The organism is Streptomyces sp. NPDC002520, from assembly GCF_053595235.1.
This window is the reverse complement of the sequence record NZ_JBSFXG010000011.1, coordinates 171,261-196,758: the sequence shown is the minus strand read 5'-3', so window position 1 is coordinate 196,758 and position 25,498 is coordinate 171,261. Positions and strand designations below refer to the sequence as shown.

23 protein-coding genes are annotated in these 25,498 nt (G+C 72.5%); 9 read left to right on the top strand and 14 right to left on the bottom strand.

Going from position 1 to position 25,498, the window contains the following annotated elements:
• Positions 1 to 40: 40 nt before the first annotated feature.
• Complete coding sequence (locus tag ACWD5D_RS18330) at positions 41 to 550, top strand: GtrA family protein (RefSeq protein ID WP_451373721.1); 510 nt, start codon at positions 41 to 43, stop codon at positions 548 to 550.
• Positions 551 to 634: 84 nt separating this feature from the next.
• Here the strand turns inward: ACWD5D_RS18330 and ACWD5D_RS18325 are convergent, their stop codons facing one another.
• Entirely contained in the window at positions 635 to 1,903 is a 1,269-nt protein-coding gene (locus ACWD5D_RS18325) for an ATP-binding protein (protein ID WP_451373720.1), read from the bottom strand.
• 176 nt (positions 1,904 to 2,079) lie between these two features.
• Positions 2,080 to 2,757 carry a response regulator transcription factor gene (locus tag ACWD5D_RS18320; RefSeq protein ID WP_451373719.1) on the bottom strand — a complete coding sequence of 226 codons (678 nt, stop codon included), beginning with the start codon at positions 2,755 to 2,757 and terminating at the stop codon, positions 2,080 to 2,082.
• A 489-nt stretch (positions 2,758 to 3,246) separates the two neighbouring features.
• On the opposite strand from ACWD5D_RS18320, the gene ACWD5D_RS18315 reads away from it, so the two are divergent.
• On the top strand, positions 3,247 to 4,752 hold the full coding sequence (locus ACWD5D_RS18315; RefSeq protein ID WP_451373718.1) for a peptide MFS transporter: 1,506 nt from the start codon (positions 3,247 to 3,249) through the stop codon (positions 4,750 to 4,752).
• An 83-nt stretch (positions 4,753 to 4,835) separates the two neighbouring features.
• Here the strand turns inward: ACWD5D_RS18315 and ACWD5D_RS18310 are convergent, their stop codons facing one another.
• From ACWD5D_RS18310 to ACWD5D_RS18285, 6 genes are all read right to left on the bottom strand, one after another.
• Positions 4,836 to 6,134: a hypothetical protein gene (locus tag ACWD5D_RS18310; protein ID WP_451373717.1), complete on the bottom strand. Its 1,299-nt coding sequence runs from the start codon at positions 6,132 to 6,134 to the stop codon at positions 4,836 to 4,838.
• Positions 6,135 to 6,136: 2 nt separating this feature from the next.
• Complete coding sequence (locus ACWD5D_RS18305; RefSeq protein ID WP_451373766.1) at positions 6,137 to 7,234, bottom strand: hypothetical protein; 1,098 nt, start codon at positions 7,232 to 7,234, stop codon at positions 6,137 to 6,139.
• A 14-nt stretch (positions 7,235 to 7,248) separates the two neighbouring features.
• Complete coding sequence (locus tag ACWD5D_RS18300; RefSeq protein ID WP_451373716.1) at positions 7,249 to 8,208, bottom strand: hypothetical protein; 960 nt, start codon at positions 8,206 to 8,208, stop codon at positions 7,249 to 7,251.
• 21 nt (positions 8,209 to 8,229) lie between these two features.
• A complete protein-coding gene (locus ACWD5D_RS18295) occupies positions 8,230 to 8,913 on the bottom strand; it encodes an LPXTG cell wall anchor domain-containing protein (RefSeq protein WP_451373715.1) in 684 nt (227 codons plus the stop codon).
• Positions 8,914 to 9,110: 197 nt separating this feature from the next.
• Entirely contained in the window at positions 9,111 to 9,671 is a 561-nt protein-coding gene (locus ACWD5D_RS18290; RefSeq protein WP_451373714.1) for an ATP-binding protein, read from the bottom strand.
• 457 nt (positions 9,672 to 10,128) lie between these two features.
• A complete protein-coding gene (locus ACWD5D_RS18285; protein WP_451373713.1) occupies positions 10,129 to 10,506 on the bottom strand; it encodes an STAS domain-containing protein in 378 nt (125 codons plus the stop codon).
• 251 nt (positions 10,507 to 10,757) lie between these two features.
• Here ACWD5D_RS18285 and ACWD5D_RS18280 point away from each other — a divergent pair, with 251 nt between their 5' ends.
• Positions 10,758 to 11,663, top strand: a complete 906-nt coding sequence (locus ACWD5D_RS18280) for an RNA polymerase sigma factor SigF (protein WP_451373712.1) — start codon at positions 10,758 to 10,760, stop codon at positions 11,661 to 11,663.
• Between the two features lie 332 nt (positions 11,664 to 11,995).
• Positions 11,996 to 13,567 carry a ricin-type beta-trefoil lectin domain protein gene (locus ACWD5D_RS18275; protein WP_451373711.1) on the top strand — a complete coding sequence of 524 codons (1,572 nt, stop codon included), beginning with the start codon at positions 11,996 to 11,998 and terminating at the stop codon, positions 13,565 to 13,567.
• A gap of 44 nt (positions 13,568 to 13,611) precedes the next feature.
• On the opposite strand, the gene hutI is transcribed toward ACWD5D_RS18275, so the two are convergent.
• From hutI to hutU, 4 genes are all read right to left on the bottom strand, one after another.
• Entirely contained in the window at positions 13,612 to 14,787 is a 1,176-nt protein-coding gene (hutI, locus tag ACWD5D_RS18270; protein WP_451373710.1) for an imidazolonepropionase, read from the bottom strand.
• 26 nt (positions 14,788 to 14,813) lie between these two features.
• Positions 14,814 to 16,151: a formimidoylglutamate deiminase gene (locus tag ACWD5D_RS18265; protein ID WP_451373709.1), complete on the bottom strand. Its 1,338-nt coding sequence runs from the start codon at positions 16,149 to 16,151 to the stop codon at positions 14,814 to 14,816.
• The gene (locus tag ACWD5D_RS18260; RefSeq protein WP_451373765.1) at positions 16,148 to 17,350 is read right to left on the bottom strand and encodes an allantoate amidohydrolase; all 1,203 of its coding nucleotides are present in this window, start codon (positions 17,348 to 17,350) and stop codon (positions 16,148 to 16,150) included. Before ACWD5D_RS18260 ends, ACWD5D_RS18265 begins: the two co-directional genes overlap by 4 nt.
• A 104-nt stretch (positions 17,351 to 17,454) precedes the next feature.
• Positions 17,455 to 19,119 (bottom strand): urocanate hydratase, encoded by a 1,665-nt coding sequence (gene hutU, locus ACWD5D_RS18255; protein ID WP_451373708.1) that lies wholly within the window; start codon positions 19,117 to 19,119, stop codon positions 17,455 to 17,457.
• A 167-nt stretch (positions 19,120 to 19,286) separates the two neighbouring features.
• Here hutU and ACWD5D_RS18250 point away from each other — a divergent pair, with 167 nt between their 5' ends.
• The 5 genes from ACWD5D_RS18250 to ACWD5D_RS18230 all read left to right on the top strand — a co-directional run bounded on the left by ACWD5D_RS18250 (position 19,287) and on the right by ACWD5D_RS18230 (position 22,971).
• A complete protein-coding gene (locus ACWD5D_RS18250) occupies positions 19,287 to 20,660 on the top strand; it encodes a diaminopimelate decarboxylase (RefSeq protein WP_451373707.1) in 1,374 nt (457 codons plus the stop codon).
• Positions 20,661 to 20,838: 178 nt separating this feature from the next.
• Complete coding sequence (locus ACWD5D_RS18245) at positions 20,839 to 21,228, top strand: hypothetical protein (RefSeq protein WP_451373706.1); 390 nt, start codon at positions 20,839 to 20,841, stop codon at positions 21,226 to 21,228.
• The gene (locus ACWD5D_RS18240; RefSeq protein ID WP_451373705.1) at positions 21,225 to 22,043 is read left to right on the top strand and encodes a transcriptional regulator; all 819 of its coding nucleotides are present in this window, start codon (positions 21,225 to 21,227) and stop codon (positions 22,041 to 22,043) included. Before ACWD5D_RS18245 ends, ACWD5D_RS18240 begins: the two co-directional genes overlap by 4 nt.
• Positions 22,044 to 22,074: 31 nt before the next feature.
• The gene (locus tag ACWD5D_RS18235; protein WP_451373704.1) at positions 22,075 to 22,578 is read left to right on the top strand and encodes a roadblock/LC7 domain-containing protein; all 504 of its coding nucleotides are present in this window, start codon (positions 22,075 to 22,077) and stop codon (positions 22,576 to 22,578) included.
• A gap of 18 nt (positions 22,579 to 22,596) precedes the next feature.
• Positions 22,597 to 22,971 (top strand): hypothetical protein, encoded by a 375-nt coding sequence (locus tag ACWD5D_RS18230; RefSeq protein ID WP_451373703.1) that lies wholly within the window; start codon positions 22,597 to 22,599, stop codon positions 22,969 to 22,971.
• A gap of 138 nt (positions 22,972 to 23,109) precedes the next feature.
• On the opposite strand, the gene ACWD5D_RS18225 is transcribed toward ACWD5D_RS18230, so the two are convergent.
• Complete coding sequence (locus ACWD5D_RS18225) at positions 23,110 to 23,982, bottom strand: MurR/RpiR family transcriptional regulator (protein ID WP_451373702.1); 873 nt, start codon at positions 23,980 to 23,982, stop codon at positions 23,110 to 23,112.
• On the bottom strand, positions 23,979 to 25,487 hold the full coding sequence (locus tag ACWD5D_RS18220; protein ID WP_451373701.1) for an aromatic amino acid ammonia-lyase: 1,509 nt from the start codon (positions 25,485 to 25,487) through the stop codon (positions 23,979 to 23,981). Before ACWD5D_RS18220 ends, ACWD5D_RS18225 begins: the two co-directional genes overlap by 4 nt.
• Positions 25,488 to 25,498 lie beyond the last annotated feature (11 nt).

Below are 25,498 nucleotides of genomic sequence, written 5' to 3'. Positions count from 1 at the left end.
GGCTTGGCCAGCGAAACCTACGGACGGGAGCTGCACCGCCATGGAACATCGTTCCTCGGGGCTGCAACGGCTCGTACGCGAGTTGGCCAAGTTCGGCGCCGTCGGCGGCGCCGGCGTGCTCGTCAATCTGGGTGTGTTCAACCTGGTCCGGCACGTCTCCGACCTGCCGGTGGTGCGCGCCAGCATCATCGCGACCGTCGTCGCGATCGTCTTCAACTACGTCGGCTTCCGCTACTGGACGTACCGGGACCGCGACAAGAGCGGGCGCACCCGGGAACTCTCGCTGTTCCTGATCTTCAGCGCGATCGGCCTGGTGATCGAGAACGGCGTGCTCTACCTGGCGACGTACGGCTTCGGCTGGGACACGCCGCTGCAGAGCAACGTCTTCAAGTTCATCGGCATCGGCGTGGCCACCCTGTTCCGGTTCTGGTCGTACCGCACCTGGGTGTTCCGGGCGATGCCCGCCGGCGAGGCCGTGGCCGGCGCGGAGTCGATCCTCGCGCAGAAGTCGCGGGAGCCCCGCTCCGAGTCGCGGCAGCGGGTCCCGTAAGCGTCTTCCGGCGGACTGTCCGGCGCACGCCCTCCGGCGGGTCGGCCGGCGTCCTGGAGGCCGGCCCGATCCGAACGAGATCCTCTAGCGGACCGTCCGTTCCTCGTCCTGCCTGCGGGCCGGGGTCGTACGGGACAGGAACAGGCCGAACACCGGCGGCTGCGTCTGGAGCAGCTCCAGGCGTCCGCCGTCGGCCTCGGCGAGATCGCGGGCCACGGCGAGCCCGATCCCCGTGGAGTTGCGGCCGCTGATGGCCCGCTCGAAGATCCGCGCGCCCAGGTCGGCGGAGACACCGGGCCCCTCGTCGGTGACCTCGATCACGGCCTGGTTGCCGGTGACCCGCGTACGCAGGGCGACGGTCCCGCCCCCGTGCATGAGCGAGTTCTCGATCAGCGCGGCCAGCACCTGCGCGACCGCGCCGGGCGTGCCGACCGCCTTCAGATGCCGCTTGCCGGAGCTGACGATGGCCCGGCCGACGTTGCGGTAGGCGGGCCGCCACTCGGCGAGCTGCTGCTGGATGACCTCGTCCAGGTCGAAGGAGACGGCGGAGCCGGTGCGCGGGTCACGCGAGTTGGTCAGCAGCCGCTCCACCACGTCCGTGAGCCGTTCGACCTGGGTGAGGGCGACGTTCGCCTCCTCCTTCACCGTGTCCGGGTCGTCGGTGAGGGTGATCTCCTCCAGCCGCATGGACAGCGCGGTCAGCGGCGTGCGCAGCTGGTGGGAGGCGTCGGCGGCGAGCCGCCGCTCGGCGGTCAGCATGCGGCCGATCCGCTCGGCGGAGGAGTCCAGCACATCGGCCACCCGGTCCAGCTCGGGAACGCCGTAGCGCTTGTGCCGCGGGCGCGGATCGCCCGAGCCCAGGCGCTCCGCGGTCTCGGCGAGGTCGGTCAGCGGGGAGGCGAGCCGGTTCGCCTGGCGTACGGCGAGCAGCACGGCCGCTATCACGGCGAGCAGGGCGACCAGCCCGATGATCAGCAGGGTGCGGCCGACCTCACGGGTCACGGAGGAGCGCGGCTCCTCCACGGTGACCGTCTCGCCCTTCTCGCCCCGCTGAGTGGAACGGATCACATCGCCCTGCGGCTTGGTGCCGATCTCGATCGGAGCCCTGCCCGGGACCAGGATCTCCGCGTACTGGGTCTTGCTGACCGGGTTGCGCAGCACCTGGGCGTTGACGTTCTCCGTCGCGATGATCCGGCTGTCCACGATGCTGGCCAGCCGCACCGCCTCGGACTCCACCCGCTCCTGGGCACTGTTGGTGATCGTCCGCGTCTCCACGATCACCAGCGACACACCGAAGACGGCGATCACCACGAGAACGACGGCAAGGGTGGACTGAATGAGACGACGACGCACGGGGGCCCTCCGGGGGTGGCTCTACGACACCAGTGTCGCAACACCCGAAGGGGCGCGGGGCTGTGTCGACATGCGGCTCCGCCGCGACGGGGGTCCCCCCGCCGACGCGGCACCCGCACATCCCGCAGGCCCCCTGGGGCGCGACCGCGAACCCGGCCGAGCCCCAGCGACAGCGCCTAGCTCTTCTCGAACCGGAAGCCGACTCCACGCACCGTGGCGATGTACCGGGGGTTCGCCGCGTCGTCGCCCAGCTTCTTGCGCAGCCAGGAGATGTGCATGTCGAGCGTCTTGGTCGACGACCACCACGTGGTGTCCCACACCTCACGCATCAGCTGGTCCCGCGTGACGACCCGGCCCGCGTCCCGGACGAGAACGCGCAGCAGGTCGAACTCCTTCGCGGTGAGCTGGAGTTCCTCGTCCCCCATCCAGGCCCGATGCGACTCCACGTCGATCCGCACCCCGTGCGTGGTCGGCGGCTGCTGCGGTTCGGCGGCGCCGCGCCGCAGCAGGGCCCGGACCCGGGCGAGCAGTTCGGCGAGCCGGAAGGGCTTGGTCACGTAGTCGTCGGCGCCCGCGTCCAGACCCACGACGGTGTCCACCTCGTCGGCCCGCGCGGTCAGGATGAGGATCGGTACGGTGTGGCCGTCGGCGCGCAGCCGGCGGGCGACCTCCAGGCCGTCCATGCCGGGCAGGCCCAGGTCCAGGACGACCAGATCGACACCGCCCTGCATTCCGGCGTCGAGCGCGGTGGGTCCGTCTTCGCGGACCTCGACCTCGTACCCTTCCCTGCGCAGGGCGCGGGCCAGCGGCTCCGAGATGGAAGCGTCGTCCTCGGCGAGCAGTACACGGGTCATGAGGTGATGGTAGTCCGCCCGCCCATGGTGTCGGGGTGTGATCGCTTCCCGGCGTTCTTACCTTCGTACATCACTGGTACGAACCATTGCCCCTGGGATGAGATCGTGGAAGAGACCTTCGAATCAGGTCTCGCGGTTCCCTCGAAACCTGTGATCCGCGTCTCAAGTCCTTCCATATCCGGCAGTGTGCTGCCGTATGGTGACCCGTACGCCTGTAGTACACCGGGGACCTTTGGCGGGCACATGACGCTGAAGGTCTCTTTTGTGTACGGGTTGATGAATTTCAGCCTCGAAAGGAACGACCCCTGGCCGGGCTCGGACGCAGTGACGCGTCCAGGGCGTGGATCCCGGTGGTCGCCGTCCTCCGCTCCGCGATCCGGGGCGGACTCCCCCTGGGCGTGGGGGGTGGACGACCGACCTGCCGGTGCCGGCCGCACCCCACCGGGCGCGCAGCGCTCACATGCGCGTCCCGACCAGCAAGGAACGACCATGGCGTCCAGCCTGACGAAGGACTCGGTCACTCCGGGCACCCCCGGTTCCGAGAAGACCTTCTTCGGCCACCCCCGGGGCTTGGCCACTCTTTTCATGACCGAGATGTGGGAGCGTTTCTCCTACTACGGCATGAGGGCCCTGCTCCCGCTGTACCTGGTCGCCCCCGGCGGCCTGCACCTGAACGCGGGCACGGCGACCGCGATCTACTCGGTGTACGTGTCGCTCGTCTACCTGCTCGCCCTGCCGGGCGGCTGGTTCGCGGACCGCGTCCTCGGCCCCCGCAAGACGGTGGCCGTGTCGGGCCTGATCATCATGATCGGCCACCTGTGCCTGGCCCTGCCCGCGTCCGTCAGCTTCTTCGTCGGTCTGGGTCTCGTCGCCATCGGTTCCGGTCTGCTGAAGGCCAACATCTCCACGATGGTCGGCCACCTCTACAACGGCCCGGACGACGCGCGCCGTGACGGTGGCTTCACCCTCTTCTACATCGGCATCAACGCGGGCGCCTTCGCCGCCCCGCTGGTCATCGGCACCGTCGGTGAGAACGTCAACTGGCACTTCGGCTTCGCGCTCGCCGCGGTCGGCATGGCGCTGGGTCTGGCCCAGTACCTGCTCGGCGGCCGCCACCTGAGCCCGAAGAGCGACGTCGTCCCGACCCCGCTGTCCGCCGAGGAGAAGAAGGCCGCGCTGCGCAAGGGCCTGATCTGGCTGGCCGTCGCCGCGGTCTTCTACGGTGTCGTCGGCGGCAGCGGCCACTTCACCCTGAACTGGGCGTTGATCCCGCTCACGATCATCGGCCTCATCGTGCCGATCGTGGTCATCACGCGGATCCTGAAGGACAAGGACCTCGACACCACCGAGCGTTCGCGGGTGTCGGCGTACGTCTGGTTCTTCGTGGCCGCGGCCGTCTTCTGGATGATCTACGACCAGGGCGGTTCGACCCTGTCGATCTTCGCCGACGGCAAGGCCGAGAACACCATCCTCGGCTGGGAGTTCCCGGTCTCCTGGTACCAGTCGGTCAACCCGGTCATGATCATGGCCCTGGCGCCGGTCTTCGCCTGGCTGTGGCTGTGGCTGAACCGCCGCGGCAAGGAGCCGAGCACGATCGTGAAGTTCGCCTCCGGCCTCGTGCTGGTCGGTGCGTCGTTCTTCCTCTTCCTCGCCCCGCTGTCGATCGCCGAGGGCGGTCACAAGGCCGCGGCGATGTGGCTGGTCGCGATCTACTTCGTCCAGACGGTCGGCGAGCTGACGCTGTCTCCGGTGGGTCTGTCCGTGACGACCAAGATGGCGCCGAAGAAGTACGCCTCGCAGATGATGGGCGTCTGGTTCCTCGCGGTCACCGCGGGCGACTCGGTCACCGCGCTGCTGTCCAACCCGGCCGTCGGCGGCGTCAACCTCGACAAGATGGGCTTCGTCGCCCTGGAGGCCGTGCTCGCCGTGGTCGCCGGTGTCGCGGTGTGGATGTACCGCAAGAAGGTCAACAAGCTCATGGGCGACATGAACTGACGTCGTCCCTCGCGCAGAAGAGGGCCACCGCATCACAGCGATGCGGTGGCCCTCTTTCTTCTGCCTCCGTGCGTGTCCGCCGGTCAGCGCATCCGGCGCTTCGGCATGAACGTGAACACCGCGCCGCCCAGCAGGATCGCCGTGCCCGCCACCAGGCCGAGGGCCTTCAGGGCGCCGTGGTCACCGGAACCCGTCTCGGCGAGGCCGCCCGCACCGCTGCTGCTCCCGCCGGCCGTGGTGGAGCCGCCGGAGGTCGAGGTGCCGCCCGAGGCGCCGCCCGGCTGCTGGGCGGTGTCCAGGGTGAGCGAGACCTCCGTCTTCGTGGGCGTGCAGGTGGTCGTCGTACCGAGGGCCTTGACGGTCAGCACGCCCGGCGACAGGGTCGACGTCCCGCTCGCGCCCGGCTTGTAGGTGCCGGTGAGATCGGGGATCTCGATCGGGTCGCCGGACTTGATGTCCTTGGCGTTCGCCGGCCCCTCCACATGCACAGTGCCCTTGTCGGCGCCGCCCAGCACGACCTCCATCGAGGGCTTCACGGAGCCCTTGGGGATGTCGGCGGGACTGTCCATCACGGACTTCTTGAACTGCACGGTGAGGTCGTAACTCCCGCCGTTCTTCCTGGCGTTGATCTGCACGGGCGAGGTCGCGTTCTTGTCGCCGATCGGTGTCTTGCAGGCGTACGGGATCTGGACCTCCTTGCCGGTGAAGTCCGTCTGGCCGCTGCCGCCGCCGCTCGACGGGCTCGCCCCTCCACTGGGACTCGCACTGGCCGAGGGGCTCGCGCTGCCGCTCGGGCTCGCCGACTGGCCGGGCGGCGCGGACGAGCCGCCGCCGCCCGCGGTCACCTCGATGGTCGCCGCCTTCTGCACGGTCTCCTTCGGCGTGCACTTGGTGTCCGTCGACATCGCGTTGACCGTGTACGCGTCCGGCGTCAGCGTCACCTCACCGGGCGCCGTCAGCTTCAGGGTGCCCTTCATGTCCGACAGCACCATGTCGGCGCCCTTGGGGATCGCCGGGTTCTGCCGCGGGCCCTGCATGGCGATGTCGCCGGTCTGCGCCCCGGCGGCCTTGAGCACCCCGGACGGCTGCACCGAGTTGGCGGGCAGGTCGATGATGTCCGGGTTCTTGGACGCCGCCTGCGCGAACTTCCACACGATGCCGACGGTGTCGCCGACCTTCGCCGTGGCCGGCGCGGTGATCTCCACCTTCGTGGTGCCGTCGACGGGGGTGATGCCCGCCGGGGGCACGCAGTGGGTGGCGAACGACACCTGGGCCGCCTGCGCGGGCGTCGCCGCCACGCCCAGCAGCACGCCCGCCGAACACAGCACCAGTGCGGCGCCGGCGGCGCCCGTCCTGCGAGCCGGTGTACCTCTCCTTCGCATGCTCACGGGGGTCCCTTCTGGGTGGGAGTCGTAGGACTCGTCGGGTTGTCGTCGTGCGGTGCGGAGAGCCGGCCGGCCGGGGCGCCCGGAGCGGAGTCCGGGGTGAACCACGGCAGGGTCGGAGTCGGTTCGGGCTCGGGCCCGGGGGTCGCGGGGGTGCGGGAGAGGGGCAGTCGCAGGACGGGCCGGGCGAGGCGCCGGTGACGGACGGCGCCGGGCCGCCGCGGCCGTACCCGGTCCACGACGGCCATGCCGGCGCGGAACAGCGCGGCCGGGACGACCAGGCACAGCAGGATCCAGAACAGCGTCACGCCCCAGGGGCGTCCTACGCCCCACGGCTGCTCGGCGAGGACCTTGCCGCCGTACCGCAGGGACACGGTGTAGTCGCCGTGGGCCCCGGTCGACAGCTCGATCGGCAGCTTGATCCGGGCCTTCTTGCCGGGGGCGAGGGTGCCGCGCCACTGCTGCTCGTCCCACTGCGGCGCGAAGACGCCGTGCGCGGTGCCGACCTTGAAGACCGGGTCCTTGATGGCAGCGGTGCCGACGTTGCCGGCGGTGAAGACCAGGGTGCGGCTCGGCGGCGCGCCGAACCAGGTCAGCAACCCGCTGGAGCCGGTCAGTTGCGTGTCGGACAGGATCGACAGGCGGCCACCGGAGGATTCGGCGGGCAGCGGGGCGACGGGATGCCCGGCCACCTGGAAGACCGCGTCCGCCTCTGCCTTCGCACCGGTCACCGTGGCCACGTGCACCACGCAGGGGCAGGGCACCGGCGGCTCGGCGACCGGCAGTTTCGTGGCGAAGGCGCCGTCGGCGTCGGTGGTCACGGCCCGGCCGTCCGCGTTGGCGCAGGAGTTGGTGCCGCCGATCACCCCGCGGTCCGGGGTGGCGCGCCCGCAGATCAGCATCATCACCAGGGTGCGCGGCCGCCAGCCGCTCCCGCCGACGGTGATCGAACCGCCGGTACCCGCCTGCGGCGCGGACAGTCGCACACCCGGCCGCGCGCCCGCTGATGCCGCGGCCGTCGCCGCGGTCGCCGGCCCGGCGAGCGGCAGCAGGACGAGCAGCGCGAGCGCCGCGGCCCGCACGGGCAGCCACACCATCCGTACGGTGCCGCTCACTTCACCGCACCTCCCGTCAACTCGGCGTCGGTGGACGATGTTTCAGGCACGGGGGCATCCGACACCGGCACGCCGGACTCCGGGTCGCCGTCCGTCGTACGGCGGCCCCGTCGCCGTACGACGATGAGCGCGCCCGCACCCGCGAGCACCGCACCGGCCACCCCCGCCAGCGCTCCCCACGGCACGAACCGCGCCGACGCGGTCGCCGTGTCGCGCGCTCCGCCGGCCGCCGTGACCGTCAGCCGTACGTCGACCGCGTCCAGGGCCGGCCGGTCCGGCCAGGGCTCGGTGAGTCGCATGCGGGCGCTCGGGCGCAGGTGGACGGGCAGGGTGCGCGGCGCGCGGTCCAGGACCCGGCCGAGGACACCGTCCGCGCGCACCGCGAGCCGGGGCACGAGGACGGTCGTACCGCGGTTGACCAGCTCGTACGTGATGCGGTCGCCGTGCACGGCCACATGCTCGACGGTCAGCGCGGCGAGCGCCGGGCCGCCGATGCGCAGGCGCAGGGGGACGGTCTCGGTCCGGCCGTCGGCCGCGCGCGCGACGATCGCGCCGGAGCGGTCACCGGGCCCGGTCCCGGCCGGCGCGGTCACTGTGAAGGGCACCTCGGCCCGGGTGCGTGCGGGTACGCGCACGTCCCGCTCGGCAAAGGCAATCCGGACGCCGGTGCCGGTGAAGTGGATGCCGACGAGGGTGCGCCCGGGGTTGGTGACGGACACCGTGTCCTGCAGCACCGCACCGGGCGGGCCCTCGGCGTAGAAGGAGGGGCGGCCGGTCCCCGACGGGGCGAGGGACCAGCCGCCCTGTTCCGCGCGCAGGGGTGCCCCCCAGGCGGCGGGCGCCGCGCCCCACAGCGCCAGCAGGCACAGGGCCACGGGCAGTGAGCGGGTCACCGGCAGAGAGCGGGCCGGGCGCAGGCGCCGTGGGCGGGGCAGGGCGCGGGCGGCGGACTGCATGGGCGGCTCCATGACGGGGGTTCAGCGGCGGACGGCCTGGTTCCGGCGGGTCAGCCACAGGGCGCCCGCCGCACCCGCGAGCAGCACGGTGCCGCCGAGCGTGCCGAGGGCGACCGCGGAGTCCTCCGGGCCGGTCTGCGGAAGCTGGGCGCCGGAGCCGCCGGTCGACGACGACGAGGCGTTGCTCGCACCGCCGGCCGCCGTCACGTCCAGGCTCAGGGACGGCTTGGGGTTGTTGGTCGGTGTGCAGGTCGTCGTCGTGCCGAGGGCCTTGATGGTGAGCGTGGCCGCCGTGAAGGTGACCTTGCCGGTCTTCCTCGGCGTGTAGGTGCCGGTCAAGTCGCTGATCTTGATGGGGGTGTTGGCGGGTATCGCCGCCGCGTTGGGCGGCCCGGAGACGGCGAGCGTGCCGCTGTCGGCGCCGCCCAGGTCGATGGTGGCGCTCGGGCTCATCGCACCCTTGCCCAGCTCGACCGGGCTGGAGGAGACGCCCTTCTGCCAGGACATCGTGATCCGGTATCCGCTGCCGCTCTTCACCCCCTTGATGTCGATGGGCGAGAGGGCGCTCTTCTCGCCGATCGGCGTCTTGCACCGGTAGTTGACGTCGACGACGTCGGCGTGGGCCGCCGGCGCGGCCAGCAGCACGGCCGCCCCTGCCAGCGCCGCGGCGGACGCGAGCGCGGCGGTTCGTTTCGGGTACGACACGGACGGTCCACCCCATTCATTCCTGACGGGACATCAGATTTGGCCGTCAAGGTACGCCGGGGGCCGTGAGGAAGGAAGACGCGTCACACGCCGGAGTTGTGTCGATCCGGCGCGCACGGCAGACCGAGTGGAGACGGTGACCCGGGTGGCGGTCGTGACGGGGCGGTCCGGGCGGACCGGGATCGCCCCGCGCCCGGTCACACAGGGGCGCCCAGTTCCGCCCAGACCGTCTTGCCCGCGCGGCCCGGGGTGCGGACGACGCCCCAGTCCAGACACAGTCGCTGCACGATGAACATGCCGTGCCCGCCGGGACGCCCGGCGCGGTGCGGGGTGCGGGGGGCCGGCTGGCCGGTGCCGCGGTCGGTGACCTCCAGCCGGATCACCTTGTCGTCGCAGGCGAGGAACAGTTCGTCGGGGCCCCCGGCGTGCAGGCAGGCGTTGGTGACCAGTTCGGAGACCACGAGCAGCACGTCCTCGGCGGCGGCGCGCTGGTCGGCGGTGGCGGCGGGCAGCCAGCCCCACGCGTACAGCGCCTGGCGGGTGAAGTCCCGGGCGAGCGGAACGACCCCGCTCTCGCCGTCCAGGCGCAGCCGGCGGACCTGACGCCCCCGGGTCTCCTGCGCGGCCTCGGCCGACGCGGACGGCGCCGCTGTCCCCATGGACACGCCGTCCGCCTGCGCGCTCTCCTCGGACACCCCGGAAGCGCCCGTCGGCTCCGGGCCTCGGTCGCCCGGCGAGCAGGGCCGGGTGGTGCTCATCAGCGCCTCACCTCACCGATTCACCAGTTCACGATTCAATGTCCGGCTCCGTTCCGGGCCGGCCGGTTCCTCCGGCGTCCGCTCCGGTCCGCCTGGAATCCGCTGTCCATCCGGATTCCGGCGTCCCCTGGGGTCCGCACGTGCCGCCGTCGTCGTCCGCCGGTCCTCCGCCTTTCGTCCCTACCTCGCACCCGGGCCGTCCGCCGGTTCCCGGGCCGTCGGGTCCGGGACGGTCCGGTTCACCTCTGGCCGGAATCCGGTCCGATCTGTTCCAGTCCAGTCTGGTCCGGTCTGGTCCGGCCCGGTCCGGCGGCCGAAGCGTCACGGACGGCCGACGGGTTTCTGGATGTCTCCTGCCCGGCCGATCCGGCGGGACACCCCCTTTTCGCCCCTGTTCGCCCCGGCTCGCGCGACGACGTACGGGACGGCGGCCGCACCCGGGCGGCCGGGGCGGGGGTCAGTCGGCCTCGTCGGCCAGCGCCGCCTCGATGGAGTCATGGACGGTGAAGACCGCCCCGGCGCCCGTGATCTCGAACACACGCGCGACTACGGGCAGCATGCCCGCCAGGTGGACTCCGCCCCCGGCGGCCTCTGCCTTCAGGCGCGCCCCGAGCAGAACGTTCAGGCCCGTGGAGTCGCAGAACTCCAGGCGTGAACAGTCCACCACGAGCCGTGAGAACCCCTTCGCCAGGAGGCCGTCGAGCGGCTCGCGCAGGAGATCGGCGGTGTGGTGATCCAGCTCACCCGCAGGTGTCACTACGGCGCTGGAGCCTTCTTCCCGCACCTCCACCAGAAGCCGGCCCGACTGTGCGCTGCCGACCGTCCCGTGGTCCATGCCGTCTCTCTCTCCCGAGGTCGTGGCTGCTGCCGATGCCCTCGAACATTACGCCTTCCGAACGTCCTCCGACACCCGAACAACCCCACAAAGCCAGACACATCACCACAGAACGCACTTGCGATCGCGCCCGTCGAGCCGGTAGGGCTAGTAAGGACAGATTCCGCTACACGCCGGCTTTGGAGGCGCCGCACTCCGCAGTGCACGAATTGGCTTCGGCAGCCATACGCCGAAAACGATGGAGGACACCCATGTCACCCCGGCTCGACGAATCGCATACCCAGGTCGCGACGTCGACACCCCCACCGGATCAGCTGGATCATCCCATCGATCCCGTCGACTCCCTCGACCCCCTCGAGGGACTCCCGGAGATCCCCCCCTTCGACGAGGTCGGCCCCGTCGACGCGCGGGCCCTGTCGAAGACCCTCTTCGAGCGGCTGGAGTCGCTGGAGGAAGGCACGCACGAGTACGCGTACGTCCGCAACACGCTCGTCGAGCTGAACCTCGCGCTGGTCAAGTTCGCCGCCTCCCGCTTCCGCTCCCGCAGCGAGCCGATGGAGGACATCGTCCAGGTCGGCACGATCGGACTGATCAAGGCGATCGACCGCTTCGAACTCTCCCGAGGCGTGGAGTTCCCCACCTTCGCGATGCCGACCATCATCGGCGAGATCAAGCGTTTCTTCCGTGACACCTCGTGGTCCGTGCGCGTACCGCGCCGGCTTCAGGAGCTGCGGCTGGACCTTGCCAAGGCCGGGGACGAGCTGGCCCAGCGACTGGACCGCGCCCCCACCGTGCCGGAACTGGCCGAGCGGCTCGGCCTCTCCAAGGACGAGGTCGTCGAGGGCATGGCCGCCTCGAACGCCTACACCGCCTCCTCCCTGGACGCCCAGCCCGAGGAGGACGACTCCGAGGGCGCGCTCGCGGACCGGATCGGGTACGAGGACCACGGGCTCGAAGGCATCGAGTACGTCGAGTCGCTGAAGCCGCTGATCGCCGAACTGCCGCCCCGGGACCGGATGATCCTGTCCCTGCGCTTCGTCGCGGGCATGACGCAGTCGGAGATCGGCGACGAGCTCGGCATCTCCCAGATGCATGTCTCGCGGCTGCTGTCGCGCACGCTGGTGCGGCTGCGCAGGGGACTGACCGTCGAGGAATGACGGCGCGCGATCGACCGGAGGGGTGGCGGGCGGGAAGGCCCTCCGTCGACTCACGCGACGCGGCCCGGCGGAACACGCCGGGCCGCTTCGTCGTTCAGAGGCGCTTCGCCGCGCGGGCTACCTCGTCGTACAGGCACTTCGCCGTGCGGAACACCTCGCCGCGCGGGGGTGCTTGGCCGCGCCGTGGCTCGAACGCGCCGGACGCGCAGGGCCGTTGCGCGAACCGTTATTCAATTACCCTCGGTAACCTCTTTTCCCGAGAGCGCCCCTCAAGCACCATGGGCCACCCAAACCGACTGGTACGTCGGAGTGTTGGGGGACGGAGGATACGCATGGTTCAGGGCGACCGGGCCGAGTCGGGCGAGGGTTCGGGCGAGGGCATCGAGAACGTCCCGGACGCGCGGCTGACCGAACTGCTCCGCGCTGCCTCCGCGACGGCCTACCCGGCACTGCAGGAGCTGCGCCGCCGGCATCTGGCGTCGGTCCTCGCCTACGCCGGACTGTGCACGACCAGCGGTTCCACCGCCCGCCGGCTGGCCACGGAGGCGCTCACCACGGCGGCCCGTGACACGGCGCGCGGCGTCGAGCCGACCGTCCCGCTGCGGCACCATCTGCTGCTCGTGGCCGCCCGCTCGGCGGCCGCCTGGGCACGCGACGAGCGGGCGGCGGGCCTGGACCCGGGGCTGCTGCTGGTCCTGAACTCCGGCGGACCGCCCGACGGACCGACCCCGCCGCTGCTGCCCGCGTTCCAGTCGCTCTCCTCCCGGATCCAGGGCCTGCTCTGGTACGGCGTCCTCGAACAGGAACCCCCGGAGCGGACGGCGGCGTTCCTCGGAATCAGTCCCTCCGACGTCGTCTACGACACCCCTCAGGCCCTCAAGGCGCTGTCCCAGGCCTGCCTGAGGCACCGTCTGGCGGCCTCCGACGACCCGCGCTGCGCCGACTTCCGCCGGCTGATCGAGGAGGCGGTACGGCCGGACGCCCCGCGCTACAGCGCCGATCTGGAGGCGCACCGGGCGCACTGTCCGTACTGCGCGGCCGCGATCGAGGACCTGGCCGCCCTGCGGGACACCCCGAGGCAGGCACTGGCGGAGGGTCTGCTGCCGTGGCGGGGAACGTCGTACGTGCGGGACGGCGACTCGGCGCCCCCGTCGCCCGATTCCCCTGCGGCAGGCCCCGGTTGGCCGTCACGGAGGCGCTATCTGCTGGCCGCGGCGGCCGTGGCCGTGGTCCTCGTCCCGCTCCTGGTGCTTGTGCTGTCGCCCTCCGACGATCCCCGGAGTCAGCCGGTGGCGGCGACTCCCACGCCCCCGTCGGTGACGGTCACGGCCACGGTCTCCATGTCCCCGTCTGGGTCTGCGTCCGCGTCCCCGAGTCCCTCGCACACGACGAAGTCCCCGTCCCCCACTCGGACGTCACATCGGCCGACCACGCCGGCGGCTCCCCCGCCCGCGCCCGCGCCCACCTCCAGGCCGCCCCGGGCTCCGTCGGCCCACGCGCCGAACGGCATCTACGCCACGATCGTCAACAACGCGACCGGGTGGTGCCTGGACGCCAGGGACGGCCGGTTCGAAAACGGCAACGACGTGGTCGTCGCACCGTGCGACGGCACCGAAACGCAGCTGTGGCGTGTCGACGCCGGGCGCCAGGTCATCCAGTCCTATGCCGACGACGACTTCTGTCTCGACAGCAGGGGCGCGACGGACCGCGGCGTCGGCATCTGGACCTGCTCCTCGGTCGACAGCGGCAACGGGGAGAACCTCAGGTTCTCCGTGTACGACGACGGGCTGATCGTCCCTCACATCGACCGGGGCACGGCGGTGACCGCCACCGGCGGCTACGACGTGGGGCTGGAGCCTGCCGACGGGAACGCGTCGAAATGGCACGCGGGGCGGCCCGGGTGAGGGCCGGGGCCGCCCCGCGAGAACAGGTCGGGTGAGGACCGAGGTCACACCACCCGTACGCCCTGGCGCCACACACCGCTGACCAGCGGCACCCCCGGCCGGTAGGCCAGGTGGACGTGGCTGGGGGCGTCCAGCAGGGTCAGGTCGGCGCGGGCACCCGGGGTGAGACGGCCGATGTCGGTGCGGCGCAGGGCCGCGGCACCGCCCGCGGTGGCCGACCAGACCGCCTCGTCGGGGGTCATGCCCATGTCCCGGACGGCCAGGGCGATGCAGAACGGCACGGACGAGGTGAAGGACGAGCCCGGGTTGCAGTCCGTGGAGAGCGCGACCGTGACGCCGGCGTCGAGCAGGCGGCGGGCGTTCGGCCACTCGGCGCGGGTGGAGAACTCGGCGCCGGGCAGGAGGGTCGCGACCGTGTTGCCGCCCGCGAGCGCGTCCACGTCCGCGTCCGTGAGGTGGGTGCAGTGGTCGGCGCTCGCCGCGTCCAGCTCCACGGCCAGCTGGATGCCGGGGCCGTAGGAGAGCTGGTTGGCGTGGATGCGCGGGAGCAGGCCCTTCGCCTTGCCGGCGGTGAGGATCGCGCGGGCCTGGTCGCCGTCGAAGGCGCCCTTCTCGCAGAACACGTCGACCCAGCGGGCGTGCGGCGCGCAGGCGTCCAGCATCTCGCCGGTGACCAGGGCGACGTAGGCCGCCGGGTCGTCGGCGTAGTCGGGGGAGACGACGTGGGCGCCGAGGTACGTCACCTCTTCGGTGTGCCGGGCCGCGATGCGCAGGGCGCGGGCCTCGTCCTCGACGGTGAGGCCGTAACCCGACTTCGTCTCGAAGGTGGTCGTGCCCTGGCGGAGCGCCTCCGCCAGGTAGTGCGTGAGGTTGGCCTCCAGCTCCGCGTCGGTCGCGGCGCGGGTGGCCGCGACCGTGGTGCGGATGCCGCCCGCGCTGTACGCGCGGCCGGACATGCGGGCGTTGAACTCCTGCGTGCGGTCGCCGGCGAAGACCAGGTGCGAGTGGGAGTCCACGAAGCCTGGCAGCACCGCCCGGCCGCCCGCGTCGACCCGGTTGTCAGTGGCGGGTGCTTTGCTGGATTCACCGGTCCACACGACGCGGTCGCCCTCGATGGCGACGGCCGCGTCCTGGATCAGGCCCAGGGGCGAGTTGTCACCGAGGGAGGGATCGTTGGTGACCAGCGTGGCGATGTTGGTGATGACGGTGCTGCTGCTCATGGTGTCCTCAGAGATGCCGATGGGGTTCAGCCGCGCAGGGCTTCGATCGCGTCCGCGAGAGCGGACGACACGTCCGGTACGAGCGTGTGGACGCCGTCCCGTACGACCTGGCGTCCTCCCACGATCGTGTGCCGCACGTCCGGGGCGCTCGCCGCGAATACGGCCGTCTCGGCGCCCAGTCGGGGCAGCGTCCCGGCCGTCCTGACCGAGTCGAGGGCGACCGTCGTCAGGTCGGCGAGCGCTCCCGGTTCGATGGCGCCGGCCTCCGACCAGCCGAGGGCGGCGTGGCCGTCGGCGGTGGCGGCCCGCAGAAGTGCGGCGGCGGTCCAGTGGCCCCGGGTGCGGGTGCGCAGGCGCTCGTTCAGCTCCATCGCGCGCGCCTCTTCGAGCAGGTTGATGACGGCGTGGCTGTCGGAGCCGAGGGAGAGCGGGGAGCCCGCCCGCTGGAGGGCGACGGCCGGGCCGATGCCGTCCGCGAGATCCCGCTCGGTCGTCGGGCACATGCAGGTGCCGGTGCCGGAGTCGCCGAGCAGGGCGATGTCCTCGTCCGTGAGGTGGGTGTTGTGCACACCGGTGGTGCGCGGCCCGAGGACTCCGTGGTCGGCGAGCAGCCGGGTGGGCGTGCGGCCGTGCGCGGCGAGGCAGGCGTCGTTCTCGGCGGTCTGCTCCGACAGGTGCACGTGCAGCGGGGCCCGCCGCTCCTCCGTCCAGCGGGCCACGGTCGCCAGCTGGTCGGCGGGCACGGCCCGTACGGAGTGGATCGCCGCTCCGATCCGCGCGTGATCCCGTTCCTTGAGAACTGAACAGCGTTCTGCCCAGGCCTCCGCGCTGCCGTCGGAGAAGCGCAGCTGGTGGGTGTTCGGGGCCTCGCCGAAGCCGGAGGACAGGTAACAGGTGTCGAGGAGGGTGATGCGGATACCGGCCTCGGCGGCGGCCGCGATCAGCGCCTCGCCCATCGCGTTCGGGTCGGCGTAGCGGGTGCCTCCCGGGGCGTGGTGCACGTAGTGGAACTCGCCGACACAGGTGATGCCGGCCAGGGCCATCTCGGCGTACACCGCGCGGGCGAGGGCGAGGTACGTCTCCGGGGTCAGGTGGTCGGCGACGGAGTACATCACCTCGCGCCAGGTCCAGAAGGTGCCGCTGCCGACCTGGACGGTGCCGCGCAGCGCCCGGTGGAAGGCGTGGCTGTGGGCGTTCGCGAGGCCGGGCAGCGTCAGTCCGCGCAGGATCTCGGCGCCGGGCGGCGGGGTGGGCACCTGGGTGCGGACGGCACTGATCCGCCCGTTCTCCACGTCCAGGGCCACGCCCGGCTCGACGTTCGTGCCGAGCCAGGCGTGCTCCAACCAATAGGTTCCCTTGGTCACCTGCAGGCCAGTCCTTCCAGTACGTCGGCGAGCGCGTGCACGCCGGCCACGCAGTCGTCCTCGGCCGCGAACTCGGCCGGGGAGTGCGAGACGCCCGTGGGGTTGCGCACGAACAGCATGGCGGTCGGGATGCGGCCGGAGAGGATTCCGGCGTCGTGTCCGGCCCCGGTGCCGAGGACGGGCACCGTCAGGCCGGTGTCCTTGCCCAGGATGCGGCCGAGTTCGTCGCGCAGGGCGTGGTCGAACTCGACGACTGGGGTGAAGGACTCCCGGACGACGTCGAGGTCGATGCCGTGGGCCTTCGCGTACTCCCGTGCGGCCTTCTCGACGCCGCCGACGACCGTGTCCAGGGTCGCCTGGTCGGCGGCACGGGAGTCGAGCCAGCCGCGCACCAGGGAGGGGATGGCGTTGACGCCGTTCGGCTCGACGGAGATCTTGCCGAAGGTGGCGACGGCACCGGCCAGCTGTGCCTCACGGCGGGCGGCCAGGACGGTCTCGGCGTACGACAGCATCGGGTCGTGCCGGTCCACGAGCCGGGTCGTGCCCGCGTGGTTGGCCTCGCCCCGGAAGTCGAACCGCCACCGGCCGTGCGGCCAGATGGCGCTGGCGACGCCGACCCGGTCGCCGGACAGGTCCAGTGCGCGTCCCTGCTCGACGTGCAGTTCGACGAAGGCGCCGATGCGGTCCAGGCGCTCCGGGTCGGGTCCGATGGCCTCGGGGTCGTACCCGGCGGCCTCCATGGCCTTCGGGAGGCTGATCCCCTCGCCGTCGGTGAGCAGCCTCGCCGCCTCGACGGTCAGCTGCCCGGAGGTGAGCCGCGACCCGACACAGGCCAGTCCGAACCGGGCGCCCTCCTCGTCACCGAAGTTGACGATGGCCAGGGGCTTGGTGAAGCGCACGTTCCGCTCGCGCAGCTCGTCCAGGGCGGCGAAGGAGGACACGACACCGAGGGGCCCGTCGAAGGCGCCTCCGTCCGGCACCGAGTCCAGGTGCGATCCGGTGACGACGGCGTCGCCGGCGGCGGGGTCGCCGAGCCAGGCCCACTGGTTCCCGTTCCGGTCGAGCTCGTACGACAGCCCGCGCGCCTCGGCCTGCTCCTTGAACCAGACCCGGCAGTCGGCGTCGGCGCCGGTCCAGGCGAAGCGTCGGTAGCCGCCGGAGTCGGCGTGCCGGCCGATGGGGAGCAGGTCGCGCCACATCGCGTGGAAGGAGTCACCGGAGCGCGAGGTGTCGCCGTTCGGCCTCGAACCCGGTGCCGAGGGCTCGGCCACCGGAGAGTGACCGAACTCGTTCTGATGCTGGCTCACGCGTCGTCACCCTCGCGCATCGGCACCCGGACCCCGCGCTCCTGCGCGACGGACTCGGCGATGTCGTAGCCCGCGTCCACGTGCCGGATGACACCCATGCCGGGGTCGTTGGTGAGGACACGGCGGACCTTCTCGCCGGCGAGCTTCGTGCCGTCGGCCACCGACACCTGGCCGGCGTGGATGGAGCGGCCCATGCCCACGCCGCCGCCGTGGTGGATGGACACCCAGCTCGCGCCGGAGGCCACGTTGACCATGGCGTTCAGCAGCGGCCAGTCGGCGATCGCGTCGGAGCCGTCGAGCATGGCCTCGGTCTCGCGGTACGGGGAGGCGACGGAGCCGCAGTCGAGGTGGTCACGGCCGATGGCCAGCGGGGCGGCCAGCTCGCCGGAGGCGACCATGTCGTTGAAGCGCTCGCCGGCCTTGTCGCGCTCGCCGTAGCCGAGCCAGCAGATACGGGCGGGCAGGCCCTGGAAGTGGACGCGCTCGCCGGCCATCTTGATCCAGCGGTGCAGCGACTCGTTCTCCGGGAACAGCTCCAGGATCGCCTTGTCGGTCTTGGCGATGTCCGAGGCCTCGCCGGACAGGGCGGCCCAGCGGAAGGGGCCCTTGCCCTCGCAGAAGAGGGGGCGGATGTAGGCGGGGACGAAGCCGGGGAAGGCGAAGGCGCGGTCGTAGCCGGCCAGCTGGGCCTCGCCGCGGATGGAGTTGCCGTAGTCGAAGACCTCGGCGCCCGCGTCCATGAAGCCGACCATGGCCTCGACGTGCTTCGCCATCGACTCACGGGCACGCGTGGTGAAGCCGGCCGGGTCCTTGGCGGCGGCGTCGGCCATGTCCTCGAAGGCGACGCCCACCGGCAGGTAGGCCAGCGGGTCGTGCGCGGAGGTCTGGTCGGTGACGATGTCGATCGGCGCGTTCATCGCAAGCAGCTGCGGGACCAGCTCGGCGGCGTTGCCGAGGACGCCGATGGACAGCGGCTTGCGCTGGTCGCGGGCCTCGGTGGCCAGCTGGAGGGCGTGGTCGAGGCTGTCGGCCCTGACATCCAGGTAGCGGTGCTCGATGCGGCGCTCGATGGCGCGCGGGTCGCAGTCGACGCAGATGGCGACGCCGTCGTTCATGGTCACGGCGAGCGGCTGGGCGCCACCCATGCCGCCGAGGCCGGCGGTGAGGGTGATGGTGCCGGCGAGGGTGCCGTTGAACTTCTTCGCGGCGACGGCGGCGAAGGTCTCGTAGGTGCCCTGGAGGATGCCCTGGGTACCGATGTAGATCCAGGAGCCGGCGGTCATCTGCCCGTACATGGTCAGGCCGAGGGCCTCCAGGCGGCGGAACTCCTCCCAGTTGGCCCAGTCGCCGACCAGGTTGGAGTTGGCGAGGAGCACACGCGGGGCCCACTCGTGGGTCTGCATGACGCCGACCGGGCGGCCGGACTGGACCAGCATGGTCTCGTCCTGCTTGAGGGTCCGCAGGGTGCGGACCATGGCGTCGAAGGAGCGCCAGTCACGGGCGGCCTTGCCGGTGCCGCCGTAGACGACGAGCTTGTCGGGGTGCTCCGCGACCTCGGGGTCGAGGTTGTTCTGGAGCATCCGCAGAGCGGCTTCCTGCTGCCATCCCAGGGCGCTCAGTTCCGTGCCGCGCGCTGCTCGTACGGGGCGGGGTCCCGACATCGTCTGCCTCCTTCTGTCATCGGCTCTGTCTGTTACTGGCTCTATTCACATCCTGACTTCCTGAATAGAACTAGTCAATACGTCGTGCGTGACACGCCGGGGCGCCGCGAGTGTTTGGCTGGAGTCGCGGACAGGGACGGGAAGGCCGACAGGACGGGGAAAGAGCCGTGGAGCAGGACATCGAGCGCGAGGCCCGGGAGCGCGCGGCCCGGCGGGACGAGGCGGTGCGGGGCGCGGTCGAGCAGGGCCTGCTGGGCCCGGACGCGCCGGTGGTGGGCCTGCTGGACGTCACCGGCATCCGGGAGTCGGCGGCGGCCCTGCGCGCGGCGTTCGACGCGGTCGTGGCGCCGGGGACCCCGGTGCTGCACGCCTTCGCGGTGAAGGCGACCCCGCTGGTGCCGGTGCTGCGGCTGCTGAACGAGGAGGGCATCGGCGCGGAGGTGGCGAGCCCGGGCGAGCTGGCGCTGGCGCGGACGGCCGGGGTCGCGGCCGGGCGGACGGTGTTCGACGCTCCCGCCAAGACGGAGGCGGAGCTGCGCGAGGCGCTGGCGCTGGGCGTCGCCGTGAACGCGGACAATCCGCAGGAGCTGGCCCGGATCGACGCCCTGGTCGACGCCTCGCCCACCCGTTCGCCGCTCGGACTCCGGGTGAATCCGCAGATCGGCGGCGGGACGATCGGGGCCACCTCCACCGCCACGGCGACCTCGAAGTTCGGGGTGGCCCTGCGCGACGAGGGGGCCATGGAGTGGGTCGTCGGAGCGTTCGCCGAGCGGCCGTGGCTGACCCGGCTGCACGCGCACACCGGTTCGCAGGGGATCCCGCTGCCGCTGCTGGTGCGGGGCGTGGCGGAGACGTACGGGCTGGCCGAGGAGATCAACGCGCGGCTCGGCCGGCGGCAGATCGACACGCTCGACATCGGCGGCGGGCTGTCGGTGAACTTCGCGGCGGAGGCGACGGAGCCGACGTACGCCGCGTACGCGCGGCTGCTGGCGCGTGAGGTGCCGGGGCTGTTCGACGGACGGTACGGGCTGGTGACCGAGTTCGGGCGGTCACTGCTGGCCCGGCACGGCACGGTGGTGGCCCGGGTGGAGTACGCCAAGAGCGCGGGCGGGCGGCGGATCGCGGTGACGCACGCGGGCGTGCAGGTGGCCACGCGGACGGTGTACGTGCCGCAGGCGTGGCCGCTGCGGATCGCCGCGTACGACGCCAAGGGGCGGCCCAAGCCGGGCCCCGGGGTGGTGCAGGACGTGGCCGGCCCGGCCTGCTTCTCCGGCGACCTGCTCGCCGAGGGGCGCACGCTGCCCCTGCTGGAGCAGGGCGACTACGCGGCGGCCCTGGACACGGGCGCGTACTACTTCGCGCACCACTACGCCTACAACTCCCTCGCCCGGCCCGGGATCTACGGCTTCGCGCCCGGCGACGCGGGCGGCGTGGCCTTCGCGACGGTGCGGGAGCCGCAGACCCTGGCGGAGGTGGTGGCCGAATCCGGAGGAGCGCACGCGACCGCCCTCACCACCCTGCGCGCGCCCGGGAGCCGTTGACGCAGCTCTGCCCCATCTCGCATGAATGGCTCAACTGGCGGGAAACAGCCGTCAGTTGAGGCACTCTAGTACGCCGGAGGCATGTTCCACCGGAAAATGCCAAACCCCTCACCCCTCGCGCACACGTTGCGTACAGTCCGTGTCACTCAGCCGGAGTACAGCGGGGAGGGGACCGGGCGTGCCCGGAATCGACGAGTGTCTACTGGAAGCGATGCGGCTGCCCGGTGCCCGGGGGGCCGCGCTGGTGGACTGGACGAGCGGGCTGGCGCTGGGCACCGTCGGGGACGCCCCCGGGGGCGACCACGAGACCACCGCGGCCGAGGCGGCCGAGCTGGCCCGGCTGGCCGCCGAGCACGGCGCCTTCGCGGCCGACGCGGGCGAGGACGGGCGGCCGCCCGTCGAGGACGTGATCGTCAGCAACCACGACAGCTACCACCTGCTGCGGTTCGTGACCACGACCTTCGACAGCAGCGTCTTCCTGCACCTGTGGCTCGGCCGCGAGGAGGGCAACCTCGCGCTCGCCCGGATCCGGCTGAGCGAGATGGCCGCCCGGCTGGTGCTGGGATGACGATGGTCACCACACCTCCGCCTCTTCCGGTGCGGGCCAGGGCCGCGGAGCAGGACAGCACGGCGGGCGCGCTGTCGCCGATGCTGCGGCGGCTCGCCGAGGAACAGGCCACCGGCGTCCTCGTCCGCGAGCACGGCACCCTGCACCTCGCCGAGGGCCGGGTGGTGCACGCCGAGAGCCCCCGTGCCCCGGGGCTCGACGTGCTCCTCACGGCCCACGGCACCCTCGCCGGCGCCGCCTGGCAGCAAGCGGCCGGGCAGGCCGACGGCCCGGTCGACGCGGCCGTCCTGCTGCTGGCCGAGAGGCTGCTGCCGGAGGGCGCCCTGGAGCTGTGCCACCTGGACGCGCTGTACGACGCCGGGTTCTTCGCGCTCTCGCCGAGCAGCGCCCCGGGCCGCTTCCGCTACGACAGCGCGCCCCGCCTGGGCCCGCTGCCCTCGGTCCCGGTCATCGCGCTGGAACGCGAGACGCTGCGCCGCCGGCTGCTGCTGCACCGCCTGTGGCCGGACCCGGCGACGGACAGCGCCCCGCTGAGCCGCGCCGCCCCGGCCGCCGCGGCGCCGGTCACCCCACGCGCCCGGGCGGTCCTGGACCGGGTGGACGGCGTCCGCACGGCCCCGGAGATCGCCCGCGACCTGGGCCGGCAGGCGTTCCACACGCTGGTGGACGTCCGCCGGCTTGCGGGGGCGGGACTCGTGCGGCCCGTGCCCACGGCGCCCGCGCCGCCGCCGGACCCGCCGGCTCCCGCACTCACGGTCACCGACCCCGACATCGCGCTGCTGAAGAGGCTCAGGGATGCGCTGGAGGCGCTTTGAACGGCACCAACCCGCCGAGAGGAGAGAGCTGATGGTGTCCGAGGAGGACCTCGAAGCCGTCCTGGACGAGCTGCGCCGGCTACGGACCCGCGTGCCGCAGCTCACCGGCGCCCTCGCCGCCGGTGTCGACGGTCTCGTCGTCGCCCACGACACCCCGGGTGTCGACCCGGAGGGCCTGGCCGCGCTCACCGCGGCCGCGCTCGGCGTCGCCGTGCGGGTGGCCGACGCCACCGGGAACGGCCACTTCCGGGAGCTGCTGGTGCGCGGCGAGGGCGGCTACGTCGCCACCTACGCGGCCGGCCGCACCGCCGTCCTGACGCTGCTGGCCCAGGACCGGGTCAACGTCGGCCGGCTGCACCTGGAGGGCCGCCGCGCGGGCGCCCGCGTCGGGGAGCTGCTCGACGCGGCCGAGGCCGCCGCACAGGCCGCACCGGCCACCCGGACGGCCGCCAGGACCGCATCCGCACCACGGACCAGAACCACGCGCGCGCCACGCGCCACGACCGCCGAAGCGCGCACCACAACCGACAGTTGAACAGTTGAGAGGACCGTCATGGCCAACACCGAGACCGCACTGAAAGAGGCGCTGACCTCCATCGAGGGCGCCACCGGCGTCGCGCTCGTCGACTACACCAGCGGGATGGCGCTGGGCACGATGGGCGGCAGCAAGAGCTTCGACCTGAACGTGGCCGCCGCCGGCAACACGGACGTGATCCGCGCCAAGATGCGCACGATGGAGCACCTCGGCCTCAAGACCGAGATCGAGGACATCCTGATCACGCTGTCGGACCAGTACCACCTGATCCGCCTGCTCAAGGGCCGCGGCGGCAACGGCCTGTTCCTCTACCTGGTCCTGGACTCCTCCCGGGCCAATCTGGCCATGGCCCGGCACCAGCTCAAGAAGATCGAGGAGGACCTGGAGGTCTAGCTGTTCTGTCCGGGGACGGCGGTACGGCGGCGGGTCCCGTCCGGGGCCGCGTCGCCGGCCGCGGCACCCGTACCGCAGGGCCCCTCGACGGCCGCCCTGCCCGCCGGGCCCCCGGCCCCGTCGACCCGGCGCGCCGGGTCACTCGGCGAAGAGACCGCGGGCCGCCGCGTTGGCGTCGAACTCCTCCAGCCGGGCCTGCGCGTCCGGCAGGTCGTCGCAGAGCGCCTCCAGCAGCACCCGTCCGAGCAGCATCGGAGCGCACGCGGTGTCGAAGACGAGCCCGGTGCCGACGGCGGCCGGCAGCAGCAGGTCGGAGTGCCCCGCGACCGGCGCGAAGGCGGAGTCGGCGACCGTGACCACGGTCAGGCCCGCCGCCTTGGCATAGGCGAGGGTGTCGATGACCTCGCGCGGATGCCGGGGCAGCGCGAAGCACAGCAGCGCCGAGGCACCGGCGCGGACGGCCGCGTCGATGCGGTCCTCGATCATCGTGCCGCCCTCGTCGAGCAGCCGGACGTCCGGGTGGACCTTGGCGGCGAAGTAGGCGAAGCCGTACGCCTGCGAGGCGGCCGCACGCAGTCCGAGCACCGGCAGCGGCCGGGAGGCGGCCAGGATCCGGCCGGCCCGCTGCACCGGGCGGGGGTCGGCGAGCAGCTCGGCGAGGTGCTTGAGGTTCTCGATCTCGGCCTCGACGGCCTGCTGGTACTCGTTGTAGGAGCCGGCCTCGGCGGCCGGTTCGACGGGCACGACCTCGCGCAGGTGCTTGCGCAGCGCCGGGTAGCCGTCGAAGCCGAGGGCGACCGCGAACCGGGTCACCGACGGCTGGCTGACCCCGGCCAGCTCGGCCAGCTCCACGCTGGACAGAAACGGCACGTCGGCGGCCCGGCGCACCATGCTGTGCGCGATGCGGCGCTGCGTCGGCGTGAGCCGGTGGCCCTCGAAGAGCGTCTGCAGCCGGGTGGCCGGGCTGTCCATGACACCGGACGTCACCTCGGTACTCCTGTCCACGCTCATGACGTGCTCCCCCTCCAGATCTCCGTGAACCGGTCGAGCAGTGCGGCCGCCGCCGTCACGTCGCCCGTGAGCGGCCGGTCGGCCTGGTCGGCGTCGAGGACCGACTCGGCGAGCGCGAAGGCCTGCCCGGCCGGCAGCCCCGGGTCGGGCCTCAGGTCGCGCTGGCGCAGCGCCCGTACGGCCGCGACGAGTTCGCAGCCGACCACCAGACGGTACGCGCCGCACGCGCGCAGGGTCTGCCGCGCGGCGAGCGAGGCGAAGCTCGCCTGTTCCTCGACGCCTCGGGAGAGTACAGCGTGGCCGAGCGAGGCGGGAGCGGAGAAGGCCCGCAGATCGCTGAGGGCCGCTCCGGCCGCGTACTCCAGGATCATCACGCCGGAGGAGGCCGGTTCGCGGTCGGCCAGGAAGGGGCGCACGCGCGTGTAGGCGGGCTCGTTGAGCGTGGACAGGCGGGACGTCGACAGGCGGGCCACCTGGGTCAGGGAGAGCCTGAAGTGGTCCAGGGCGAGGGCGAGTTGGGCCTGGTAGAAGCCGCCGTGGTGGTAGGCGGCGTGGTCCTCGGGGGCGATGAGCGGGTTCTCGGCCGCCGCGTTGATCTCCACGGCCAGGACGTCGTCCAGGGCGTCGGCCGCGTCGTGGGCGGGGCCGTGGATCTGGGGCAGGCAGCGGAAGCCGTACGGGTCCTGGATCCGGCCGAGCGGGGGCGTCGGCCGGTCGGCGGCGCCGATCAGCTCCCGCATCCGCCGGGCCACTTCGACGCTCCCCCGGTGCGGGCGCGCGGCGTGCACGGGGGCGGCGTAGGCCTCGTGGGAGCCGTCGACGGCGAGCAGGGAGAGCGCCGCGACGACCTGGGTGGCGCCGATCAGCCCGCGCAGTTCGTGCAGGGCGAGGGCGGCCTGGCCGAGGGTGAGGGCGTTGCTGCTGATCAGGGCGAGGGCGTCGTTGTTGTCGAGGGGCTGCGGCTCGGGTGCGCCCGTACCCCGCCACGGGTGCTCCCCGGCCAGCGCCAGCCCCAACTGGGCCAGCGTGGCTATGTCGCCGGTGCCGACGGAACCGAATTCGTTGACGACCGGATACGCGCCCGTCTCCAGCGCCTCGCACAGGGCGGTGACCACGCTGGGCCGCAGCCCCGCGCCCCCGGCGAGCAACTGGTTGGCCCGGACGGCGAGCATCGCGCGCACCTCCCGGGCGGGGAGCTCTTCGCCGATGGCGCCGGCGTGGCTGCGCAGCAGGCGCAGGCCGTGTTCGGCGGCGGCCTCGGTGGGCACGTCCTCGTTCCGGTTGGCGCCGACGCCGGTGGAGCGGCCGTAGACGCGCCCGGTGGCCGCGATCTGCCGTGCGGCGTTCCAGGAGTGCTCCGCCCGGAGCAGCGCGTCGGCCCCGGGGACCGGCCGGGCCGTCCCGTCGGCGAGGCGTACGACGTCCTCGACGCCGAGCCCGGTCCCGTCGAGCAGCACCGTCGCGGACCGTACGGACTCCGACACGTCCACGATGCGAGACGACATTAGGCCCAAAC

What these genes read in the sequence shown, in the direction of transcription:
- ACWD5D_RS18320 (WP_451373719.1), bottom strand. Translation starts at nt 2,757, where the DNA reads ATGACCCGTGTACTGCTCGCCGAGGACGACGCTTCCATCTCGGAGCCG.
- ACWD5D_RS18305 (WP_451373766.1), bottom strand. Translation starts at nt 7,234, where the DNA reads ATGGTGTGGCTGCCCGTGCGGGCCGCGGCGCTCGCGCTGCTCGTCCTG.
- ACWD5D_RS18300 (WP_451373716.1), bottom strand. Translation starts at nt 8,208, where the DNA reads ATGCAGTCCGCCGCCCGCGCCCTGCCCCGCCCACGGCGCCTGCGCCCG.
- ACWD5D_RS18225 (WP_451373702.1), bottom strand. Translation starts at nt 23,982, where the DNA reads ATGAGCGTGGACAGGAGTACCGAGGTGACGTCCGGTGTCATGGACAGC.
- hutU (WP_451373708.1), bottom strand. Translation starts at nt 19,119, where the DNA reads ATGTCGGGACCCCGCCCCGTACGAGCAGCGCGCGGCACGGAACTGAGC.
- ACWD5D_RS18290 (WP_451373714.1), bottom strand. Translation starts at nt 9,671, where the DNA reads ATGAGCACCACCCGGCCCTGCTCGCCGGGCGACCGAGGCCCGGAGCCG.
- ACWD5D_RS18285 (WP_451373713.1), bottom strand. Translation starts at nt 10,506, where the DNA reads ATGGACCACGGGACGGTCGGCAGCGCACAGTCGGGCCGGCTTCTGGTG.
- ACWD5D_RS18315 (WP_451373718.1), top strand. Translation starts at nt 3,247, where the DNA reads ATGGCGTCCAGCCTGACGAAGGACTCGGTCACTCCGGGCACCCCCGGT.
- hutI (WP_451373710.1), bottom strand. Translation starts at nt 14,787, where the DNA reads ATGAGCAGCAGCACCGTCATCACCAACATCGCCACGCTGGTCACCAAC.
- ACWD5D_RS18260 (WP_451373765.1), bottom strand. Translation starts at nt 17,350, where the DNA reads ATGTGGCGCGACCTGCTCCCCATCGGCCGGCACGCCGACTCCGGCGGC.
- ACWD5D_RS18235 (WP_451373704.1), top strand. Translation starts at nt 22,075, where the DNA reads ATGGTGTCCGAGGAGGACCTCGAAGCCGTCCTGGACGAGCTGCGCCGG.
- ACWD5D_RS18280 (WP_451373712.1), top strand. Translation starts at nt 10,758, where the DNA reads ATGTCACCCCGGCTCGACGAATCGCATACCCAGGTCGCGACGTCGACA.
- ACWD5D_RS18310 (WP_451373717.1), bottom strand. Translation starts at nt 6,134, where the DNA reads ATGCGAAGGAGAGGTACACCGGCTCGCAGGACGGGCGCCGCCGGCGCC.
- ACWD5D_RS18240 (WP_451373705.1), top strand. Translation starts at nt 21,225, where the DNA reads ATGACGATGGTCACCACACCTCCGCCTCTTCCGGTGCGGGCCAGGGCC.
- ACWD5D_RS18220 (WP_451373701.1), bottom strand. Translation starts at nt 25,487, where the DNA reads ATGTCGTCTCGCATCGTGGACGTGTCGGAGTCCGTACGGTCCGCGACG.
- ACWD5D_RS18230 (WP_451373703.1), top strand. Translation starts at nt 22,597, where the DNA reads ATGGCCAACACCGAGACCGCACTGAAAGAGGCGCTGACCTCCATCGAG.
- ACWD5D_RS18275 (WP_451373711.1), top strand. Translation starts at nt 11,996, where the DNA reads ATGGTTCAGGGCGACCGGGCCGAGTCGGGCGAGGGTTCGGGCGAGGGC.
- ACWD5D_RS18330 (WP_451373721.1), top strand. Translation starts at nt 41, where the DNA reads ATGGAACATCGTTCCTCGGGGCTGCAACGGCTCGTACGCGAGTTGGCC.